Origin of the sequence: Nannocystis pusilla, from assembly GCF_026626665.1 — a bacterium.
Taxonomy (GTDB): Bacteria; Myxococcota_A; Polyangia; order Nannocystales; family Nannocystaceae; genus Nannocystis; species Nannocystis pusilla.
The window spans coordinates 2,842,930-2,863,839 of record NZ_JAPNKE010000002.1 but is presented as its reverse complement, the minus strand read 5'-3'; the positions used below and the strand labels follow the sequence as shown (position 1 = coordinate 2,863,839).

Annotated in this window: 16 protein-coding genes; 12 read left to right on the top strand and 4 right to left on the bottom strand. The window is 72.3% G+C overall.

The window, feature by feature from the left end; translation table 11 throughout:
- Positions 1 to 42 precede the first annotated feature (42 nt).
- Entirely contained in the window at positions 43 to 1,200 is a 1,158-nt protein-coding gene (locus OV079_RS12420) for a hypothetical protein (protein WP_267768500.1), read from the top strand.
- 76 nt (positions 1,201 to 1,276) lie between these two features.
- On the opposite strand, the gene OV079_RS12415 is transcribed toward OV079_RS12420, so the two are convergent.
- On the bottom strand, positions 1,277 to 1,612 hold the full coding sequence (locus tag OV079_RS12415) for a hypothetical protein (RefSeq protein ID WP_267768499.1): 336 nt from the start codon (positions 1,610 to 1,612) through the stop codon (positions 1,277 to 1,279).
- A gap of 3 nt (positions 1,613 to 1,615) precedes the next feature.
- Between OV079_RS12415 and OV079_RS12410 the strand changes: the two genes are divergently transcribed.
- Positions 1,616 to 1,951 (top strand): hypothetical protein, encoded by a 336-nt coding sequence (locus OV079_RS12410; protein ID WP_267768498.1) that lies wholly within the window; start codon positions 1,616 to 1,618, stop codon positions 1,949 to 1,951.
- A gap of 284 nt (positions 1,952 to 2,235) precedes the next feature.
- On the opposite strand, the gene OV079_RS55805 is transcribed toward OV079_RS12410, so the two are convergent.
- Positions 2,236 to 4,929, bottom strand: a complete 2,694-nt coding sequence (locus OV079_RS55805) for an alpha-amylase family glycosyl hydrolase (protein ID WP_267768495.1) — start codon at positions 4,927 to 4,929, stop codon at positions 2,236 to 2,238.
- A gap of 26 nt (positions 4,930 to 4,955) precedes the next feature.
- Between OV079_RS55805 and OV079_RS12400 the strand changes: the two genes are divergently transcribed.
- Entirely contained in the window at positions 4,956 to 7,310 is a 2,355-nt protein-coding gene (locus OV079_RS12400) for a glycoside hydrolase family 15 protein (protein WP_267768493.1), read from the top strand.
- Positions 7,311 to 7,344: 34 nt separating this feature from the next.
- Positions 7,345 to 9,024, top strand: a complete 1,680-nt coding sequence (glgP, locus tag OV079_RS12395) for an alpha-glucan family phosphorylase (protein WP_267768491.1) — start codon at positions 7,345 to 7,347, stop codon at positions 9,022 to 9,024.
- A gap of 63 nt (positions 9,025 to 9,087) precedes the next feature.
- On the opposite strand, the gene OV079_RS12390 is transcribed toward glgP, so the two are convergent.
- Positions 9,088 to 10,089, bottom strand: coding sequence for an NAD-dependent epimerase/dehydratase family protein (locus OV079_RS12390; protein ID WP_267768490.1), 1,002 nt, complete (start codon positions 10,087 to 10,089; stop codon positions 9,088 to 9,090).
- A gap of 65 nt (positions 10,090 to 10,154) precedes the next feature.
- Between OV079_RS12390 and OV079_RS12385 the strand changes: the two genes are divergently transcribed.
- The 8 genes from OV079_RS12385 (at position 10,155) to OV079_RS12350 (ending at position 19,697) form a co-directional block, all read left to right on the top strand.
- Positions 10,155 to 11,087: a C-type lectin domain-containing protein gene (locus OV079_RS12385; RefSeq protein ID WP_267768489.1), complete on the top strand. Its 933-nt coding sequence runs from the start codon at positions 10,155 to 10,157 to the stop codon at positions 11,085 to 11,087.
- Positions 11,088 to 11,137: 50 nt separating this feature from the next.
- A complete protein-coding gene (gene tgt / locus OV079_RS12380) occupies positions 11,138 to 12,397 on the top strand; it encodes a tRNA guanosine(34) transglycosylase Tgt (protein WP_267768487.1) in 1,260 nt (419 codons plus the stop codon).
- A 99-nt stretch (positions 12,398 to 12,496) separates the two neighbouring features.
- Positions 12,497 to 12,868, top strand: a complete 372-nt coding sequence (yajC, locus tag OV079_RS12375) for a preprotein translocase subunit YajC (protein ID WP_267768485.1) — start codon at positions 12,497 to 12,499, stop codon at positions 12,866 to 12,868.
- Between the two features lie 30 nt (positions 12,869 to 12,898).
- A complete protein-coding gene (secD, locus tag OV079_RS12370) occupies positions 12,899 to 15,040 on the top strand; it encodes a protein translocase subunit SecD (protein ID WP_267768484.1) in 2,142 nt (713 codons plus the stop codon).
- A gap of 11 nt (positions 15,041 to 15,051) precedes the next feature.
- Complete coding sequence (gene secF / locus OV079_RS12365) at positions 15,052 to 16,455, top strand: protein translocase subunit SecF (RefSeq protein ID WP_267768482.1); 1,404 nt, start codon at positions 15,052 to 15,054, stop codon at positions 16,453 to 16,455.
- Positions 16,456 to 16,560: 105 nt separating this feature from the next.
- Positions 16,561 to 18,264, top strand: a complete 1,704-nt coding sequence (gene recJ / locus OV079_RS12360; protein ID WP_267768481.1) for a single-stranded-DNA-specific exonuclease RecJ — start codon at positions 16,561 to 16,563, stop codon at positions 18,262 to 18,264.
- A 32-nt stretch (positions 18,265 to 18,296) separates the two neighbouring features.
- Entirely contained in the window at positions 18,297 to 19,214 is a 918-nt protein-coding gene (locus OV079_RS12355; RefSeq protein WP_267768479.1) for a hypothetical protein, read from the top strand.
- Positions 19,215 to 19,232: 18 nt separating this feature from the next.
- Positions 19,233 to 19,697, top strand: a complete 465-nt coding sequence (locus tag OV079_RS12350) for a hypothetical protein (RefSeq protein WP_267768478.1) — start codon at positions 19,233 to 19,235, stop codon at positions 19,695 to 19,697.
- A 135-nt stretch (positions 19,698 to 19,832) separates the two neighbouring features.
- On the opposite strand, the gene OV079_RS12345 is transcribed toward OV079_RS12350, so the two are convergent.
- The gene (locus tag OV079_RS12345) at positions 19,833 to 20,837 is read right to left on the bottom strand and encodes a hypothetical protein (RefSeq protein WP_267768477.1); all 1,005 of its coding nucleotides are present in this window, start codon (positions 20,835 to 20,837) and stop codon (positions 19,833 to 19,835) included.
- Positions 20,838 to 20,910 lie beyond the last annotated feature (73 nt).

Below are 20,910 nucleotides of genomic sequence, written 5' to 3'. Positions count from 1 at the left end.
AGCGCCCCGGGCTGCGAGCAGTCGGGTAGGATCGCGCCGACCATGCACTCGGGCCCGGAAGCAGGTCGCGCCCCCCGGGACTCCACCGGGGCGCTGCGACGGCTGCACGACCGCCACGCGGAGCGGCTGCGCACCGCGGCGCGCTGGCTCGGGATCGACGAGCACGAGCGTGACGCGGCCGTGACCCGGTGTTTCCGCGGCGTGGCGGCGGCTGTCCCCGAGGACAGCGCGACCGGCTGGGCCGCGCTCATGCGCGCGCTGGCGCGGGCGCGACCGTCCGAGGTGCCGCCGGGTCCGCGCGCGAGCGGCGAGGCGGCGCTGCTCGGCTTCTTGAGCCGCCGTTCGAGCGAGGAGCGGGCCGTGTTCGCGCTGGCCGAGCTGGGCGGCTTCGACGCGATCCAGCTGGCGCAGGCGATCGGGGCCCCGCCCGCGGCCGGCCAGGCGCTCATCGTCGGGCTGCGGCGCGCGTTCGCGGCCGACCCGGCGGTGGCGGCCGCGGGCGGTCCGGCGTCGGTGCTGGCCGAGTCGGTGGTGGTCGACCGCGCGCCGCCGGGCTGGCGGGCCCAGGCGCTGGCTGAACTTCTGGGCATGTCCGAAGAGGCAGGCGATCCGGGGATCCCGCGGGCGGCGGCGGCGGCGGTGGCGATCCTGGCGGTGGCGGTGCTGGTGGCCCTGCGCCCGCGCGCGCCCGTGTCCGCGCCCGAGCCGGCGCTGGCCCCGGTGGCCGCGACCGCGAGCGAGCGGCCGCCGCTGCACGAGGCGGCGGTGCCGCTCCCGGCGCCGCCGATCGAAGCGGCGCCGATCCTGGATGCTCCCAAGGACATGGCGAAAAGCACAGGTTCCAAGCGCCAGGTGGTGGTGCGCAAGAAGGGCGGGCGCGGCCCGGACGCGGCGGCGAAGCAGGAGGCGCAGGCCCGACGCGAGGCGGAGGCGGCGGCGCAGGACCCGGGCAACGTGATCGTCGAGCTCGAGATGCTCGGCGCAGCCCGCAAGGCGCTCAAGGGCTCGCCCGGGCAGGCGCTGGCCTACGCGGACCAGCACGCGCGCGACTACCCGCACAGCCAGCTGGTCGAGCACCGCGCGGAGGTGCGGGTACGGGCCCTGTGCGCGCTCGGCCGCGCCGACGAGGCCCGCGCGGAGGCGCAGCGCCGGCCGTGGCCGAAGGTGCAAGCGGCGCTGCGCGAGGGCTGCGCGAAGTGAGCGGCGGGTCGGGGCGAGCTCCCTGTGCCGAGAGCAGCGAGCCCGTAGCGAGTCGGCGAAGGACGTTGAGGCGCAGTCAGGCGGGCTCGCGCAGCCAGGTGTCCTCGTTCGGCAGTTTACCGGTCAGCGACAGGCGCAGGACCGGGGCGCCTGCGTCGACCACCTCCGAGCGAACGGCGGCGGCCGAGACGAACCTCCCGGCGGGCTCGTCGCTGGTCTCTCCCTCGTAAGAGAACCTGGGCGTGGCCCAGCGGGCGTCGCCGAACACGATGTCGCGGTAGGCGGCGCGCGACGGGCCCTGGAAGTACAGCGAGTGATCGAAGCGCGCGGTGGCGTGCATCCGGCCGTCGTGGACGTGCACGGTGGGGAAGTACAACCAGTCGGGGAAGCGCGACGGGAACTCGAACGCCATCGGGTGCACGTCCTGCGCGCCCGGGCGGAACTGAAACACGACGAAGCCCCAGTCGTCGTAGGCCGGCAGTTCGTGCCAGACGTCGACGGGCAGGCGGAAGCGGGGGTCGAGGCGGTCGAGGTCGGCCCGCGTCGGCGCGAACGAAGCCTCGAAGGAGCCGACTGTGTGGACCTCGAGGAGCGGGGCGACCTCGTGGTGAGGAAGCCGCTCGCCAGGCTGGCGAACAGGTCGGGGACAGCGGACAGGTCGCGGAACACGACCGCCTGCTCGCTCGCGTCGGGGACGAGCGGGAGCGGCAGGATCATCGCCGACGCCGACCCGGTCCGCAGGCGCATTTGATAGACGAGCAGCTGGCGCTCGGCGACGCGGCGGGCGAAGATCTGCGTCTTGTCGATCCCGACAGGGCCGCGCGAGCCGACGATGATGCACATGGGCGCAGCTTATCAGGTCGGCGATCGCACCGACACGCCGCGGCGCGATGGGTCCGAGAGTTGACCCGTCTTGGGGCGGCCTCGGCCGGCCACCGCGAGGCTGACGAGGCCTGCCTCAGGGTACATGTCCTTTGAAACCTGCTCGTCAGGACATGCCGCGATGGGCATGCCCTGCGCGACATGTCCGAAGGGTCACGGGGCGAAGATCAGCGAGCCGCCGGCCGGGATGGTGAAGCTCAGCTTGCCGAGGGCGGTCACGGTCGCCTTGCCGCCGGCGAGGGCGTCGGTGAGCTCGGTGGCGGCCGCGAAGCCGAGCGCGGGGCCGGCGTCGACCGTGACCATCTGCGGGGCGCCGGCGCGGGTGAGCGCGACGATGGCCGCGTCGCCGTCGGCGATCTTGCGGCCGAACACCAGGGTGTCCTCGTCGGCGTACAGCGGCACGTAGGCGCCGCGGCGCAGCGGGGCGAGCTGCTGGCGGGCCGTGCCGAGCTTGCGCGTGTGCGCGAGGGTGGCCAGCTCGTCGGCGGACAGCTCGTCCTCGGGGCGCCACATCAGGCGGTTGTTGGGGTCGGCGCCGCCCCACTGGCCGTACTCGTCGCCGTAATAGAGGAGGGGCGCGCCCGGCAGGCCGAACAGCCAGGTGAGGGCCAGGCGGGCGCGGCGGTACGGCTCCGGGTCGCTCGGCGCGACGGCGGTGTTGTCCCACTGGTTGCCCGGGACGCCCTTGTCGTGCTGGCCGTCCTGGCCGCGATAGTCGGCGTGGCTGACGAAGCGCGGGGTGTCGTGGCTGCCGATGTACGGGGTCATGACGGCGCCGGCGGGCCACTTGTCGAGGCCGTGGCGCACCCAGTAGTCGGCGTGCAGCATGCCGCTGTCGCCCCAGGCGAAGGTGCGGTAGCTGACGCCGTGGTAGAGGACGAAGTCGAACTGGCCGTCGAGCCCGAACGGGCCGATGTAGCGGGCGATGGTGCCGTAGTTGTCGTCGTTGCACGGGTCGTCGCAGTCGCTCCAGCCCATCGCGGTCTCGCCCATGAGGAAGTACTTGGTGCCGGCGCGCTCGAAGCCCTCGCGCACCGCGGCGGCGAGGTTGCGCGTGGCGGCCTCCTCGACGTGCTTGACCGCGTCGACGCGCAGGCCGTCGAGGTCGAACTCGTCGAGCCACCAGGCGGCGTCGGCCACGAACTGGGCGTTGGCCTCGCCGACGCTGTGGTCGATGTCCGGCAGGTAGTCGGCGAACATGCACTCGAGCGCCTTCTCGGTCCAGTCGCAGCCCGGCGTGCCGCACACGCAGCCGGTGCGGAACCACTCGGGGTGGGCCTGCATGTACTCGTGCTCGGCGTGGACGTGGTTGATGACGTAGTCCTGGAGGACGCGGATGCCGTGGCGGTGGGCCTCGTCGATCATGGCCGAGAGCGCAGCTTCGCCGCCGAGCCGCGGGTCGACCTCGCGGGCGCGGATCGGCCAGTAGCCGTGGTAGCCGGTGACCCAGTGGACGCCGTCGGCGGCCTTGAAGGCGTCCTGAGGGCCCGTCTGGAACGGGGTCAGCCAGATCGCGCGCACGCCGAGCTCGTCGAGGGTGCCGTCGGCGATCGCGGCCCGCAGACCCTCGAGATCGCCGCCGTCCCAGTCGCCCCGCGGATCGGCCATCGCCGTCGGTCCAGGGCTGTCGCCGGGCTCGCCGTCGCGGAAGCGATCGGTGAGGACCATGTAGACGAGCGCGTCGTCCCAGCGGAACGCTTCGGCCTCGATCCAGAACGGCAGGAGGATCGGCTCGCTGTGGTGGCCGTCGGCGGAGGCGACGGTGAGCGTGACGCGGTGCTTGCCGTCGGGCAGATCGGCGAGGGCGATCGTGATGTCGCCGGTGGCAGGATCGACGACGAACTCTTCGCCCGTCAGCGGGCGCGTGTCGCTGCCGGTGCGCAAGCTCGCGGTGAAATCGCCTACCGCGGGACCGGCGCCGGCGAGGCCGTCGACGTAGCGCAGGGTGGCCTTGTAGACGCCTGCGCCCGGGCCGGGCCGCTCGGGTTGAGAGGCGACCACGTCGACGCCGGGCAGGCGACAGTCAGGCACGAGGATCGCGGAGTTCTCGGTCCCGCCGACGTACTTGCGCCGGCCCTGGCCCGGGTCGAGGACCCACTGGTCGGCGCCGCCCTGGCTGTAGACGACCTTGTAGCCGTGCAGGCCGGGCGGGAGGTCGACTGTCCCTTGATACATGCCATCTGGGTCAGGACCTTCGAGCCATGTCGCAGAGGCCAGGTCGAAGCCGTGCCACTCGCCGGCCACCCGCGGGCTGTCGCCGCCCGACGGCGGATCGAAGCGAAAATGGGTCGGGCAGGCGAGCGCGCCGCCGCCGGTCGGATCGTCGGTGGTGCTGGTGGGCCCGTCGGTGGTGCCGGTGGTGGTGCCGGTGGTCGGATCCGTGGGTGCGGTCGGAGCTGCGTCGGTGCCCGGGAAGCTGCTCGGGTTGTTCGTCAGTCCTCCCGTGGTGGCGCCGTCGGTCTCGCCCGGCGTGGGCGCGCCCGACGAGCAGGCGCCGAGGAGCAGCAGGGCGGGGAGGAGGCGGATCGGCGGACGCTCCATGCGGGCCGACGATAGCAACACGCCGCGCGACGAGACAGCGTCCGCGCCCGCGCGGTAGTGTGGGCGGGTCATGACTCGCTCCTCCTCCGTCGCCCTACTGGCCCTGCTGGCGTCGACCTCGATCGCCGCGGCGGCGATCGCCGCCGAGCCGCAGCGGACCCGCTTCGCCCTGCCCAGCAGCAACGGCTGGGGCGCGCTCCTGGTCGACCTCAAGGCCGGCAAGGTGACGGAGCTGAGGAGCACGCGTTCGCAGCCGAGGAGCCGGAGATCGACGAGCAGGGCCAGGACATCTGGGACGGCGAACACGTGCGACAATCCATACTCGCGATGTGTTGTACGACGCGTACTTCGGGGTCCGCGCCGAGGGCGAGCAGCTGTGGCTGCCGTCGGTGCCGGTCGACGAGGACGCCAGCGGTTATTACGCGTGGAGCGACAGCGAGGCGGTCGGGACCGGCATCGTCTCGATGGTGCAGCCGCTCGGGGCGCTCGAGGCGACGACCTTCGCGTTCGCGCCGCAGGGCCTCGAGGCGGCCGGGATGGTGCTGCTGCTGCGCCTCAAGAACACCGGTCAGCAGCCGCTGCAGGGGGTGCAGGCGTTCTCCCTGCACAACTTCCACCTCGGGTTCGGCCGCGCCGATCGCCCGTGGGACGTCCACGAAGACATCGGCAACAACGGCGAGACGGTCGAGTTCGTCGGCGGCAACGAGGCCCGCTTCCGCGAGCGCGGGTTCGCCGGGACGATCGTGACGCAGGCGCTGGCGCCGATCGTCCACCGCGGGGTCGGGCCCGGCGTCGACCTGTTCGCGCTGGTCGATCAAGGCCTGGCCGACCTGCCCGACAATCCGCCGCCGCCGAACGCGGTCGACAACGCGACGACCGCGTTCCAGTGGAACGTCGGCGACCTCGCGCCGGGCGCGGAGAAGTGGGTCGGGATCGCGGCGATCCACCGCGGCGACCCGTTCGCCGGCGCGGAGGCCGAGACCGCCCTCGACGCGTGGATCGACGGCGTCGGGCCGCAGCTGCTGCTGGCGCGCGAGCGGGGCGTGTGGGCCGACCTCCACCAGGACCAGTCGAAGCTGCCCGACGGGCTGGCGGCGATCGAGGTGCCGATGCTGCGCCAGGCGGTCGCTATGTTGCACATGGGACAGGTCCTCGAGGACAGGTCGTTCGCCCGCGAGTGGCTGAGCCAGGACGGCGAGCCGCGGCGCACCCGCTTCCCGGGACTCGACGACGACCCGGCCGTGCTGCCGGCGTGGATCAAGCACCACGGCCGCGGCGGGGTGCTCGCCAGCCTGCCGCCGGGCGAGTGGACGTACTCGTGGATCCGCGACGGCGCCTATGCGACCGCGGCGATGGCGGCGCTGGGGATGCAGGAGCACGCCAAGGCGTCGCTCGGCTTCTACCTCGACGCCGAGGCCGGGCGGTTCCAGCAGTGGTCGGAGCTGCAGCCGTACGGCATGCCGCCGTACCAGATCAGCCTGGTGCGCTACTATGGCTTCGGGGTCGAGGAGACCGACTTCAACGCGTTCGGCCCGAACCTCGAGTTCGACGGCTTCGGCCTGTTCCTGTGGGCGCTGCGGGCCTACGAGGTGTCGACCGGCGACACCTCGCTGGCCGACGAGCGCTGGGAGCAGATCGCGACGAAGGTCGCCGACGTGCTGGTCGCGCTGGTCGACCCCGAGACCGGGATGATCCGCGCCGACTCGTCGATCTGGGAGACGCACTGGCTCGGGCGCGAGCGCCGGTTCACGTACACCAGCATCACCGCGGCCCGCGGCCTGTGCGACGCGGCCGCGATCGCCGAGCGCCGCGGCGACGCTGTCCGTGCGGACATGTACCGAAAGACAGGTGAATCGATCCGCGCCGCCATCGCCGCGCGCGCGACCGACGGCGACGGGGCGCTGGCCGGCAGCGTCGAGGAACTGGCGACCGGCGAGGGCTACTTCGACGCGGCGGTGTGGGACGCGATCGCCATGGGCCTGTTCGACCCGCAGGGGCCGATCGCGCAGGCCACCTTCGCCGCGCTCGACGACCACCTGCGCGTCGACGCCGGGCCGGGCTGGTCGCGCAACGACGACCGCTGGGACCACGCGATGATGGAGGACGCGACACCCTGGGGCAGCGACTACGACAGCGCGGAGTGGGTGATCACCGACCTGCGCGGGTCGGTCGCCCTGCGGGCCGCCGGCGAGGCCGCGCGGGCCGACGCGCTGATCGACTGGGTGCGCGAGCAGGCGGCCACGAACTACTACATGACCGCCGAGACGTTCGACGAGAAGACGGGGGTGTACAAGTTCAACTCGCCGATGCTCGGCTTCGGCGCGGGTGCCTACGCGCTGGCGCTGGCCCACCGCGCGGGCGCGTTCGCCGATCCGGCCTGCGGCGCGTACTTCGTCGAGGACGAGGCGCCGAGCACCACCGGCACCGACACCGGCGACACGACCACGACCGGCGAGCCCGACACGACGACCGCGGTGCCGACCACCGGGGAGACGTCGACGGGCACGACGACCGACGCGCCGACCTCGACGACGGGCGTCACGAGCGCGGGCGGCGTCTCTGCGACCGCGGGGCTGACCGGCGGGTCGAGCGAGGAAGGCTGCGGATGCACGTCGGGCGGACCTGGAGCGCCGGCGGCGCTGCTGCTGCTGGCGCTGGCGCGAGGGCGTCGGCGACGGCGCGCTTGACCCAGCGGCGCGCGGCGCTCCACCATCGGCGAGGATGACCGCGCCGCCGCTGCTCGTCGCTTACTTCTCGATGGAGATCGCCCTGTCGAGCGAGCTCCCGACCTACGCCGGCGGGCTCGGGGTCCTCGCCGGTGACCACTTGCGGGCGGCGGCCGACACCGGCGTGGCGATGGTCGCGGTGACCTTGCTGTACCGCAAGGGTTACTTCCGCCAGGTCCTCGACGCGCAGGGCCACCAGCAGGAGCGCGACGTCCAGTGGCTCCCCGAGCACCACCTCGAGCGCGTGTCGACGCAGGTCGCGGTGACCATCGAGGGGCGAGAGGTGAAGGTCGGGACCTGGCGGACGTGGATCCACGGCGCCGGCGGCGGGCGCGTCCCGGTCTACATGCTCGACACCGACGTCGACGGCAACGGCGAGGAGGACCGCCGGATCACCGATCACCTGTACGGCGGCGAGGAGCGCTACCGGCTGCAGCAAGAGGCGGTGCTCGGGCTCGGCGGCCGGCGCCTGCTGGCCGCGCTCGAGCTGACGCCGACCCGTTACCACCTCAACGAGGGCCACTCGTCGCTGCTGGCGCTCGAGCTGCTGGCGCTCGAGCTGTCCGCGAGGACAGACGACCTCGAGGGCGCGGTCGCGGCGGTGCGCGAGCGCTGCGTGTTCACCACGCACACGCCGATCCCGGCCGGCCACGACCGCTTCCCCAAGGCGCTGGCGACCGCGGTGCTCGGGCCCGAGTTGGTCGAGCTGTACGCCCGGCTGCCGACGCCGCACAGCGCCGAGATCAACATGAGCGCGCTGGGCATCGAGCTCAGCGGCTTCGTCAACGCCGTGTCGAACCGCCACGCCGAGGTCTCGACCGGCATGTTCCCCGGGCGGACCATCCACGCCATCACCAACGGCGTCCACTCGCCGACCTGGACCGCCCCGGCCATGCGCGCGGTGTTCGACCGCTGGATCCCCGAGTGGCGGCGGCAGGCCCACGCCCTGCGGCAGGCGCAGAAGATCCCGACCGACGCCATCGTCGCCGCCCACCGCGAGGCCAAGCGCGCCCTCGTCGACGAGATCAACCGCCACGGCGATCACCACTTCGGCGAGGAGCGCTTCACGATCGGCTTCGCCCGCCGGGCCACCGCCTACAAGCGCATGTTGCTGGTCCTGCGCGACGTCCGGCGCCTGCGCGAGATCGCCAGCCGCTGGGGCGCGCTGCAGATCGTGTTCGCCGGCAAGGCCCACCCGCGCGACCTCGAGGGCAAGCGGATGATCGAGGCCGTGTTCCGCCAGCAGGAGGTGGTCCTGCCGTCGGTGCGGATCGCCTTCTTGCCGGGCTACGACATGCGGCTCGGCGGGCTCATCACCGCCGGCGTCGATCTGTGGCTCAACACGCCGATGGCGCCGCTCGAGGCCTCGGGCACCAGCGGCATGAAGGCGGCCCACAACGGCGTGCCCAACCTGAGCGTGCGCGACGGCTGGTGGTGCGAGGGCTACGTCGAGGGCCAGACCGGCTGGGTGCTCGCGCCCGGGCACCCGAGCGACGACGCCGACGCGGCCCAGCTGTACCGCGTGCTCGACGAGGAGATCCTGCCGCTGTACCTCGGCGCGCCCGAGCGCTGGGCCGAGCGCATGCGGGCCAGCATCGCCCTCGCGGCCAGCTACTTCAACGCGCACCGCATGCTCGGCGAGTACCTCGAGCGGGCCTACGCGCCGCGCTGGTAGGCTGTCCGGCAGGACATGCGCCCTGGAGCATGTCCTTGTGAGCATGCTCCGAGGGACATGGCCTCAGAGATAGCCGTTGGCGGCGAACCACTCGGCCGCGCGGCGCAGGGTCTCGTCGAGCGGGCGGACGGTGAAGCCGAGCTCCTCGCGGGCCTTGCGGTTGTCGAAGTGCAGCGCCTGGCTGGCGTAGGCGACCGAGCCGGCGGTGATGAGCGGCTCCTTGTGGGTGACGCGGTCGGCGAGCCGCTCGAGCGCCCAGCCGGCCGCTCTGGCGAGGGGGACGGGGGTGGTGAACATCGCGTGGCGCATGCCGAGCACGCGCCGCATCTCGGCGATGAGGTCGAAGATCGTGAGGTTGTGGCCGGTCAGCAGGTAGCACGCGCCCCGGCCCCCGCGCGCCTCGGCGAGCAGGTGGCCGCGCGCGACGTCCTCGACGTCGACGATGTTGAGCCCGCCGGCGAAGCACACGCGGATCCGGCCGCTGAGCGCGTCGACGAGGGTCTTGCCCGTGGGGGTGGGGCCGACGTCGCCGGGGCCGAGCGGCATGCCGGGGCCGACGACCGTGACGTCGACCAGCGGCGCGAACGCCAGCGCGACCTGCTGCCCGAGGTACTTCGAGCGCACGTAGTCGAAGCTGCCGGCCCACAGGTTGAACGGGGTGGCCTCGTCCGAGGGGACGCCGTCCTCGCGCACGCCGACGGCGGCGATCGAGCTGGTGTACACGACCTTGCGCACCCCGGCCTCGGCGGCGGCGGCGAGCACGTTGGCCGAGCCGGTCACGTTGACGTCGTAGATGACCTTCGGGTCAGGTACCCAGGTGCGGTAGACGGCGGCCAGGTGGTAGACGACGTCGCAGCCGCGGACCAGCGCGCGCATGCGGGCCGCGTCGAGGACGTCGCCCTCGACGCGCTCGAGCAGGGCAGGGTCGATGCCGGCGAGGTTGCGCGGATCCTCGCCCGGGCGCAGCACCGCCCGCACCGTGCGGCCCTGCTCGGTCAGCAGGCGGACGACGTGATGACCGATAAAGCCGGCTGCGCCGGTCACGAGCACGGGAGCTGCGGACATGCCGGCGATGAAACCGCAATCTCCGCGTGACGTGAAGCCCGGCGCGGCGTGGTAGGGTGGGCGGCATGTGGTCCCCCCGCCACGGCGGCGTCACGCGGACGCTCCTCCTCGCAGTCGCGCCGACCCTGCCGCTGGCCGCGGGCTGCTTCGTCGACGTGCCGCCGGCGCTGAGCGGGGGCGCGAGCACCGAGGGCGACGACCCCGGCGAGGGCACCGGCACGAGCACGACGACGGCCACCACCGGCGACGTCCACGACGACACCGACGAGAGCTCGAAGGGCTGCCCGACGACGGCCCCGCCGGGCAAGTGGTACCTCGACCAGGACGGCGACGACTGGGGCGTGGAGCCGGCCCAGATCGCGTGCGACAAGCCGCCGGGGACCTCGGCCGAGCGCGGCGACTGCGACGACCAAGACCCCGAGCGCTTCCCCGGCTCGCTCGAGGTGTGCGACGGCGAGGACGACGACTGCGACGAGATCGTCGACGAGTTCTCGCCGGTCAACCACGAGTGCCACGGCTGCGCCCTGGCCGAGCGCGACGGGGCGCCGCACTGGTTCTGCAAGGTCGACGCGATCGACTGGGTGGCCGCGCGGGCGGCCTGCTCCGCGCTCGGCTGGACCGTCGACCTGCTCAGCATCCACGGCGAGGCCGACGACCTGTGGGCGCGCGCGCAGGTCGAGGCGCTGTACGAGGGCGGCGATCCGCTGGGCACGTTCTGGATCGGCCTGCGCCGCGCCGACCCACACTGGACCGGCTGCGAGGCCGACCCGACGCAGTGGGAGTGGAGCGACGGCAGCCCGGTCGACTACTCCGCCTGGTCGATGGGACAGCCGGACTCGGCGAGCTGCGACCCGATGTGCGAGCCGGTCGACGCGCTCGACGAGGCCTGCCCGCGCGAGAACTGCGGCCAGATGTTCTACATGCTCGGCGGCTGGAACGACCGCGCCTGCTTCAGCCCGGGCGTCGGCTACGCCTGCCGCGCGGCCCCGCCGCCGTGAGCGCGGCGGGCGTTGCGGCGGCGATCCCGGTGTGGCATTCCTTGCCGACGATGACGACCCGGGCCGACCCGCGCCTCGACCTGTCCTGTGAGACATCCGGCCTGCAGCCGCGCCCGCCGGGCACCTTCGAGGTGCTGGCGCAGGCGCCGGGCTCGCCGGCGCGGGCCGGGCGGCTGTGGACGGCGCACGGCCCGATCGACACGCCGTGCTTCATGCCCGTGGGCACCTACGGCGCGGTCAAGGGCCTCGACGCCGACGACCTGCGCGAGGTCGGGGCGCAGATCATCCTCGGCAACTCGTACCACCTCGGCCACCGCCCCGGCGCCGCCCGCGTCGCCGCGCTCGGCGGCCTCCACCGCATGATGGCGTGGGACCGGCCGATCCTCACCGACAGCGGCGGCTTCCAGGTGTTCAGCCTGCGCGGCCTGCAGAAGATCGACGACGCCGGGGTCTCCTATCAGACCCACTTCGACGGCTCGCGCCACCGCATGACCCCCGAGAGCGTGCTCGCCACCCAGGCCGCGCTCGGCTCCGACATCTGCATGATCCTCGACCACTGCCCGCCGGCCGACGCGGAGCCCGCGCTGATCCGCGCGGCGGTCGACCGCAGCACCCGCTGGGCCGAGGAGGCGGCGCGCCGCCGCGGGGAGATCCTGCAGCCCGGCCAGCTGTGCTTCGGCATCGTCCAGGGCGGCACGAACGTGGCCCTGCGGCGCGAGCACCTCAAGGCGCTGGCCGACCTGCCGTTCGACGGCCTCGCGCTCGGCGGCCTCAGCGTCGGCGAGCCGATCCCCGAGATGCACGCCACGATGGCCGCAGTCGGCCCGGAGATGCCGCAGGACCGCCCGCGCTACGTGATGGGCATCGGCACCCCGCACGACCTGCTGGCCGCGGTGCGCTCCGGCATCGACATGTTCGACTGCGTCATGCCGACCCGCCACGCCCGCAACGGCCAGTTCTTCACGTTCTCGGGCCGGCTGAACATCCGCCAGTCGCGCTTCCGCGACGACGACGCCCCGGTCGACGCCGCCTGCCGCTGCCGCTGCTGCGCGCGCTACAGCCGGGCCTACCTGCGCCACCTCCACGAGCAGAACGAGCCGCTGTACGGCCGTCTGGCGACGATCCACAACCTGTACTTCTATCAACAATGGGTCGGCGCCCTCCGGCGCGCCTTGCGCTCGGGCCGCTTCGAGGCCCTTGAGAGCGAATTCTTGTCCATCATTTCGACCGTTTACGCCGAGGGCGCGGCGGGCGAGGGCAACGTCGACGAGGTCGCCGACGCCGCCGTCCCCGCGCCGGAACCGGCGTGACAGGCCCGGGGTTCTTTGGTACCCCCCTGCGACCGGTGACCGGCCTGCGTTTTTGCACGCGTCGGCCGCCCCTGGCGGCGTCAGAACGCAGGCGCCCCCGTGGATACTCCCGTCCGGACCATCGCCATGCTCGCCACCATCCTCGCCCAGGCCCCCGCCGCCGCCTCGAACCCGCTCAGCGGGTTCATCGTCCCGATTCTGATGTTCGCGGCGATCTACTTCATCTTGATCCGCCCGATGGGCAAGCAAGAGAAGGAGCGCAAGGCGAGGCTCGACAAGCTGGCCGCGGGCGACACCGTGCGGCTCACCGGCGGCATCATCGGCCGGATCAGCAGCATCGACGGACCGATCGCGATGGTCGAGGTCGCGGAGCGGGTCAAGCTCAAGGTCTTGCGCGCCGAGATCGGGGACCGCTTCGATCCCGAGGCGGCTGCGAGCAAGCCCGAGGCCGCCGCCGCGGCCCCCAAGTGAGGAATTCCCGGCAAGAAGCAAGGCGGACCGATGCGTAAGTTCCTCAAGACCAAGGCCCTGCTGCTGCTCCTCATGATCTCCACGGCGGTCATGATGGTGGTGCCGTCGATCGCCCAGATCCTCGGGACCGACAAAGAGCTGCCGGGCTGGCTCACCAGCACCTTCGACAATCGCTTCAAGCTCGGCCTCGACCTCCAGGGCGGCTTGCACCTCGAGTACTCGGTCGCCGTCGACGAGGCGCTCGAGAACAAGCTCGACCAGATCGCGGCCGAGCTCGAGGCCGGCTTCAAGGAGAAGAAGGGCGTCGCCGTCGACATCGAGCGGCAGGGCATCGACCGCCTCGACATCAAGTTCGCCGACCCGGCGCAGGTGGCCACCGCCGAGGACGACGTCATGGGCGTCGCGCTGACCGACATGGAGCGCGTCGACACCCAGGACGAGTCGTCCGGCGTCATCCACCTCAAGATGTCCGACGCGCGGCTCGGCGAGCACCGCTCGCACGCGGTCGCGCAGGCGCTCGAGACGGTGCGCCGCCGCATCGACGCGATGGGCATCGCCGAGCCCAACATCTACCCGAAGAACCGCCAGATCGTGATCGAGCTGCCGGGTCTGTCGGACACCACCACCGAGATCAAGGCCGCGCGGCGGGACACCGAGGACCGCCTGCGGCCGCTGCTGCTGCAGAGCGGCGCCAGCCAGGTCATCCTCGCCGACAGCGACGAGGATCCGGGCGCCTTCCGCGTCACGCTGACCGACAAGGTCGCGCGCGACCTGCTGGGCCAGGTGTTCGCCGGCAAGATGATCGAGCAGACGATCATCGACGAGCGGCTCGGCAGCGGCGTCGAGCTCGAGATCCTGCCCGACGATCCGGGCCGGCCCGCCGCGCCCGACACCGTCGAGGTCAAGCTGAGCGAGCGCTCGCGCGACAATATCCTCGAGGGCTCGTCCGACTTCCGCCGCCTGCTCAAGGTGGTCGAGCGCGCGGCCGTGCTCGAGATGCGCATGGTCGACGACGAGCTGCCGTTCGGCCCGGGCCAGCGCAACTACTTCCAGGCGCTGCTCGAGGGCGGCCAGGTCCGCCCGGGCATGGGCGTCAGCGTCAACAAGCTGTCCAACTACGGCAGCCCGAAGGGCCACAACGTCGAGAACGTGTGGGCCTTCTACGCCAAGGACCGCAAGACGCTCGAGGACTTCTTCAACCAGCTGCCGGCCAAGTGGCGCCTGCCGGCCTCGCACCTGGTCGCGTACGGGCCCGACTCGGTGGTCATCCGCGGCGAGCCGACCCGCGTGTGGCGCACGTACATCGTCAAGTCGCGCGCCGAGGTCACCGGCGAGAGCATCCTGGCGGCCAACGTCAGCCCCGACCCGCAGACCGGCCTCCCGGGCGTCGACCTCAAGCTCGACCGCCTCGGCGCCACCCGCTTCGAGCAGATGTCGGGCGACAACATCGGCCGCCGCATGGCGATCATGCTCGACGACGCGGTCATGTCCGACCCCGTCTTCAACGACCGGATCCCCGGCGGCAACGTGCGCATCACCGTCGGCGAGACGCCCGGGCAGAGCGTCCGCGACACCGCCAACGACCTGGTCAAGGTGTTGAAGTCGGGCAGCCTCCCGGCCCGCCTGGTCAAGGAGTTCGAGATCCGCGTCGGCGCCGACCTCGGCAAGGACGCGGTCGAGAGCGGCTTCTGGGCCTTCGTCGTCGGCCTCGGCGCCGTCGTCGTCTTCATGGCGGTCTACTACCGCGTGTCGGGCCTCATCGCCGTGTTCGGCCTGGTGCTCAACGTGCTGCTGATCCTGGCGGCGATGGCGTTCTTCCAGGCGACGCTGACCCTGCCGGGCATCGCCGGCGTCGTCCTCACGCTCGGCATGGCGGTCGACGCCAACGTCATCATCTACGAGCGCATCCGTGAGCTCATCCGCGAGGGTTACACCGCCCGCGCCGCCATCGAGGCCGGCTACGACCGCGCCTTCACCACGATCCTCGACTCGCAGCTCACCACGGCGATCGCCGGCGTCGTGCTGTGGCAGTACGGCTCGGGCCCGATCCGCGGCTTCGCCATCACCCTGCTGATCGGCATCGCCACCTCGATCTTCACCGCCGTGTTCTGCACGCGCCTCTTCTTCGACTTCCAGGCCAACCGCCGCGGCTTCGACCGCGTGTCCATCTGAGGCACACCACCATGGCGCAGAAGTTCTTCGAGCTCATTCCGCCAGGCACGCGGTTCCCCTTCGTCAAGTCGGCGAAGTACTTCATCGCGTTGTCGTTCGTGCTGCTCGTCGTCAGCATCGGGACGATGGTTTTCAACTACAGCTCGCGTGGGTCGGCGCTGAACTTCGGCATCGACTTCGCGGGCGGCTCCTCGGCCCGCCTGCAGCTCGCGCGGGAGGTCCCGATCCAGGACGTCCGCGAGGCCCTCGACGCCGCCGGCTTCGAGGGGGCCTCCGCAGTCACCGTCCCCGACGCGGACAACCAGATCATCGTCCACGTCAAGGACGTGGCCTCGATCGACATGGCCACCGCCAAGGGCTGCGAGGAGGCCGTCAACGCCTACCCCAAGGCCAAGCTCAAGCGCCCGATGTCGTATCAAGGGGGCGCGAGCAAGATGTTCTTCGTGTTCGAGTCGGCCCCGGTCTACAGCGAGCTCGAGGCGCTGCTCGCCAAGGCCGGCTGCGTCGGCAAGGTCGACAAGGGCACCGGCAAGCAGGACGAGTTCCCGGTCGAGCTCAGCCTGGTCGGCATGGGCGTCAAGATCCAGGACGAGCTGAACCAGGCGCTGGGGCAGGGCACGGTCACCGAGATCGTCTCCTCCGAGACCGTCGGCGCCAAGGTCGGCAGCCAGCTCAAGGCCGACGGCGTCAAGTCGCTGCTCTACGCGCTCGGCTTCATCTTCCTCTACGTGATGCTGCGCTTCGACCTGCGCTTCGCGCCGGGCGGCATCCTCGCCCTCGCGCACGACGCGTTCATCACGGTCGGCGCGTTCGCGCTGACGTGGAAGGAGTTCAACCTCCAGACCATCGCCGCGCTGCTGACGATCGTCGGCTACTCGATCAACGACACGATCGTCGTGTTCGACCGCATCCGCGAGCGCGTGGCGCTGAGCCGCGACACGCCGATCGAGGAGACCACCGACATCGCGCTGAACGAGACCCTGAGCCGCACGATCCTCACCTCCGGCACGACGCTGCTGGTGGTGCTGGCGACCTGGGCCCTCGGCACCGGCACGATCAAGGACTTCGCGTTCGCGCTGATGATCGGCATCGTCGTCGGCACGTACTCGTCGCTGTTCATCGCCTGCCCGGTGTTCTTGTGGGTCAACCGCCGCTTCTACGGCGGTGAGGGCCACCTGCTGACGCCAGACGACGCGGCGGCGACGGTCGAGCCGGGCACGGTGCTGGCGGCCGAGAACGCCGAGGTCGACGAGGCCACCGGTCGGGCGATCGGGGACCTGCGCGCCGAGGCGGCCGCCAAGGCGGCGTCGCAGGGCGAGGGCGAGGGCGACAAGGGGCAAGGCGTGGGTGCGGAGGACGGAGACGAACCGGCCAAGGCCAGCCGCCGCCGCCGCCGCCAGCGGCCGCAGAGCTGAGCTCCGCGAGCCTCACGCATGAGCTCGCGGCTCGCGCTGACGAAGCCCCGGCCGGCGCCCGTGGACGCGCCCCGGCCGACCCCGCCGCCGCTTGTCCTTCGGGGCATGTCCCTCGAGGCAGGTGAACTTCGGGACAGGGCAGGGGCGCTCGGGGTCGGGCCGCACGCGGTCGCGCTGATGCTGCGCCGCGGCGTCACCAGCCCCGAGGCGCAGACCCGGGTGCTGCGCCCGCGCCTGGCCGACTTGCGGGCGCCGACCGCCATGGCGGGGTTCGAGCCGGCGCTCGAGCTGCTGCAGACGGCGCAGCAGAAGCGCATGCGGATCGGGGTGTTCGGCGACTACGACGTCGACGGGGTGACGACGACGGCGATCCTCACCACCTACCTCGAGGCGCTCGGCATGGACGTGGTCGCGCGGGCGGCCTCGCGCGAGGGCGGCTACGGGTTCCAGCCGGCCGACGCGCGGGCGCTGCGCGAGGCCGGGGCCCAGGTCGTGCTGACCGGCGACTGCGGGACGTCCGATCACGAGGCGCTCGCCTGGCTCGAAGGACAGGGCGTCCCCACGGCGGTGATCGACCACCACCAGGTGCCCGAGCGCATGCCGCCGGCGCGCGCGCTGCTGAACCCGCACCAGCCCGGCTGCGGCTTCCCGTTCAAGGGCCTGTGCAGCGCCGGGGTGGCGTTCTACTTGTGCGCGTCGCTGCGCAGCGCGATGGCGAAGAAGACCGGGAGCGCGCTGCCCGACCCGCGCGCGTGGCTCGACCTCGTCGCGCTCGGCACGATCTGCGACATGGTCCCGCTGGTCGACGAGAACCGGATCCTCGTGCGCCACGGCCTCGGCGTGCTGGCGTCGCGGCGCCGGCCCGGGCTGCGGGCGCTGCTCGAGTCGGCCGGCGTCGGCGAGGACGACCCGATCGACGAGACCCACCTCGGCTTCCGCCTCGGCCCGCGGCTCAACGCGCCGGGGCGCCTCGGGCCGGCCGAGCCGTCGCTGCTGCTGTTGCGCGCGCGCAGCTCGGTCGAGGCGCGGGCGATGGCCGAGCGGGTCGAGCACTTCAACATCCACCGCCGCGAGCACCAGGACGCGATCGTCCGCGAGGCGCTGGCGATGCTGGCGGCCGATCCGCGGACGCCCGAGCGGCGCGGCATCGTGGTGGCCGGCGAGTCGTGGCTGCACGGCATCGTCGGCATCGCCGCGGCCGGGGTGGTGTCGCAGTACCGCCGGCCGGCGCTGGTGCTGGCCGTCGATCGCGCGCGGGGCGAGGCCCGCGGCTCGGCGCGCACCGCCGGCGACATCGACGTCCACGCGGCGCTGCGCGCCTGCGCCCCGTACCTGCGGCGTTACGGCGGTCACCGGGCGGCCGCGGGGGTGAGCGTCGATCCGGCCCAGATCCCCGCGCTCGTCGAGGCCTTCGACGCCGCGGTGGCCGAACAGATCCGCGAGCGCCAGCTGGGCGACCCGGCGGTCGAGCACGACGGCGTATTGCCGTTCGAGGCCATCGACGAGCCGCTCCTGGTCGATCTGGAGCAGCTCGCGCCCTACGGGGTCGGGTTCGCGCCGCCGCGCTTCCTGTGCGAGGACGCGGTCATCGAAAAGGTGCGGGTGCTGAAGGGCCGGCACCTGTCGATGGGCCTGCGGCAGGGCAAAGTCGGCTTCGAGGCCATCGCCTTCGGCCAGGCCGCCGCCCACCCGAACCTGGCGCCGGGCGAGCGCGTGGCCTTCCTGTTCGCCCCGCTGCGCTCCAGCTTTCGCGGCCGGGTGCGGCTCCAGCTGATGGTCGAATCGATGTGGCCTGCGCGCGGGTTTTGACGCCCCGATCCCCTCGGCGCTACACTCATGGGATGACGGTGTTTCGGTTGCGGTCCCGGCGCGTGACGGCCCCCGGCGTGACGGCTCTCGCGGTCAGCCTGATCCTCGCCTGCGGAGCTCGCAGCGGCCCCGTCGACGAGGACACCGACGGCGGCACCGGCGTGACGCCGATCGATCCGCGCGAGGGCGGCTGCGACAACCCGATCGTCCTGCCGCTCGCCAACATCGAGGTGCGCGGGCGAGTGCAGGGCCCGAGCCGCGTCGAGGGTTGGTGCGGCGACGGCATCAACGACGGCGGGGCCGAGGACACGTACCTCATCGCGCCCGCGGCCGACACCGACGTCCTGCTGCTCATGCAGCCGAGCACCGAGTTCACGCCGACGCTCCGGGTCACGCGCGACGGCTGCTACATGGACGACAACAACCTCCCGCGCGTGTGCGCGGCGCCCTACGGGGACGTCCCGTTCCGCCACTTCTTCGCCGAGGCCGGGCACGAGTACTTCGTCACGGTCGACTCGCCCGAGGGCACCGACGGCCACTACGCGATGCAGGTGGTGTACACGTCGCCGCCGATCGAGGGCTGCCCGGTCCACTCGACGCAGATCAACCAGGAGATCGGCGGCTTCTTCACGTGGAGTAACGAGCTCGGCGGGCGCGCCGGCACGGTCGACGGCCGCTGCGGCGGACCTGGCGCGGAGAACATGTTCCAGCTCAACGTGTTCACGCCGGGCGCGATCACCTTCACGGTCACCGCCGACGTCTCGTTCGCGCCGGTGCTCAGCATCCGCACCGGCTGCGGCGGCGCGACCGAGCTGACCTGCACCTCGATGGCGGAGCAGGGCACCTCGAACTTCTCGCTGACGTGGAACTTCGACCCCGGCACCTACTTCGTGGTCATCGACCAGAACGACGTGGTCGGCGGCTCCTACAAGCTCGACGTGGCCTCGTAGCGCGATCCGGGGTCCCTCGTGTTCATCCGCCTCCGCGCCGCCCGGCCCGAAGATTGGACCGGCAAGCTCAGCGACTTCCTCGTCGGCCTCGTGTTCCTGTCGGCCTCGGTCGCGGTGCTGCTGGCGCGCCTGCCCGACGCGTGGGTCGAGGCGGTCGACGGCCGGCGCTGGATCATCCGCGCCGGGCTGATCGTGCTGCTGCTGTGGCTGAACCAGTGGGTCGGCAACCTGATCCGCACCGTCCTGCCGCGCGCGCCGTACCTGTTCGGCCGCACCCTGACGGTCCGCGAGCGCGGCCGCCGGGTCCGCCTGCCGGTCCGCGAGATCGCCCGGATCTACGTCGAGCCGCGCCCGCCCGGCGAGCGCGACACCTTCGTCGTCGCGCTGAAGAACGGCGAGACCTACGACCTGTGCCCGATCGCCTGGCAGGGGGCGGCGCGCCTGTACGCTCGCCTGGCCCGCGCGCTGCCGCGGCCGCGTTGAGCCGACCCCGCGGGCAGGTCTCCAGCGACATGTCCGCCGGGGCATGTCCGGCGGGACAGGGCCGCGAGGGCAGGTCGAAGAGGGCAGGTGCGAACGGACAGGTCGCTCGGGACAGGCTCGGCGAGCGCCGCTCGTTCACGTCGGCATGCGCGAGACCTGCAGCGTGTACTCGCTGCACGACTGGTCGTTGGCGACGCGGATCACCCGGATGAACACCTTGGCCGGCCACGGCACGTTGTTGAGGTAGTTCGGGTTCGGGTTGGGGTTCGGGTTCGGCGGGGTGTGGGCGTCGAAGAACTCCCACTCGCGGGCGGGCGGCGTGCCGGGCCCGTAGGTCGCGTTCAGGCCCTCGAACGGCATCTTGTTGCAGGCCGTGTAGACCTCGAGGCGGTAGTCGGGGTTCATGGGGTCGCCCGGGTTGACCGCGAAGGTGGCGACGAGCTTGCCGGCGTTGGGCCGGTTGCCCATCGCCATCGCCTCGGGGAATTCGACCCAGAACCAGTCCTCTTGACCGTTGCCAGGGCCGTTGTCGATCCCGGTGATCGAGCCCTTGATCGGCGGCACGACCCCGCCCTCGGCGATCACGCCGAGGCTGCCCGCCATCGCCTCCGCGCAGGTGTCGGAGGCCTTTTCGGCGGGCGTGACCGCGCACTCGCAGTCCATCCCGTCGGAGGCGTCGGGGTTGGCGTCGTCGCAGTCGGGGCCGGGGTCGTCGGGGCCGTACTGGTCGCAGCCGACCCAGAAGCCGTCCATGTCCGCGTCCACGCAGGTGCCGCAGCTCTGCCAGGAGTTGTAGCTGGCGTCGTCGCAGTCGGGGCCGGCCTCGCAGCCCTCGCCGTGGAGATCGCCGTCGTCGTCGACGCAGTCCGGGTCGGGCAGGGTGGAGGTGCCGACGGTCGGGTCGCCGGTGGGATCGCCACCGGTCGGGTCGGACGTGGGTCCGGGGCCGGTCGGGGCGGTCGTCTCGGAGTCGGACATGCTGCCGCCGACCGTGGGGGTGGGGTCGGTGTCGCTCGAGGGCCCGGTCTCGGTCGCGGGCGTGCTGTTGCTGCCGTTGCCCTGACTGTCGAACGGGTTGCCCGACCCGGCCCCAGGATCTCCGCCGGCGCACGCGCCCAGGTGCGCAGCGGCGGCGAGCACGAGCGAGAACCTGACGAGGGTCGGGGTGGGCCTGGACGCTCCGAGCATCCTCCCCACAATACACAAGGAGCCG

Coding starts and splice junctions, on each gene's coding strand:
- OV079_RS12420 (WP_267768500.1), top strand. CDS start 43: ATGCACTCGGGCCCGGAAGCAGGTCGCGCCCCCCGGGACTCCACCGGG.
- tgt (WP_267768487.1), top strand. CDS start 11,138: ATGACGACCCGGGCCGACCCGCGCCTCGACCTGTCCTGTGAGACATCC.
- secF (WP_267768482.1), top strand. CDS start 15,052: ATGGCGCAGAAGTTCTTCGAGCTCATTCCGCCAGGCACGCGGTTCCCC.
- OV079_RS12415 (WP_267768499.1), bottom strand. CDS start 1,612: ATGGCGTTCGAGTTCCCGTCGCGCTTCCCCGACTGGTTGTACTTCCCC.
- OV079_RS12385 (WP_267768489.1), top strand. CDS start 10,155: ATGTGGTCCCCCCGCCACGGCGGCGTCACGCGGACGCTCCTCCTCGCA.
- OV079_RS12355 (WP_267768479.1), top strand. CDS start 18,297: ATGACGGTGTTTCGGTTGCGGTCCCGGCGCGTGACGGCCCCCGGCGTG.
- recJ (WP_267768481.1), top strand. CDS start 16,561: ATGTCCCTCGAGGCAGGTGAACTTCGGGACAGGGCAGGGGCGCTCGGG.
- glgP (WP_267768491.1), top strand. CDS start 7,345: ATGACCGCGCCGCCGCTGCTCGTCGCTTACTTCTCGATGGAGATCGCC.
- secD (WP_267768484.1), top strand. CDS start 12,899: ATGCGTAAGTTCCTCAAGACCAAGGCCCTGCTGCTGCTCCTCATGATC.
- OV079_RS12390 (WP_267768490.1), bottom strand. CDS start 10,089: ATGTCCGCAGCTCCCGTGCTCGTGACCGGCGCAGCCGGCTTTATCGGT.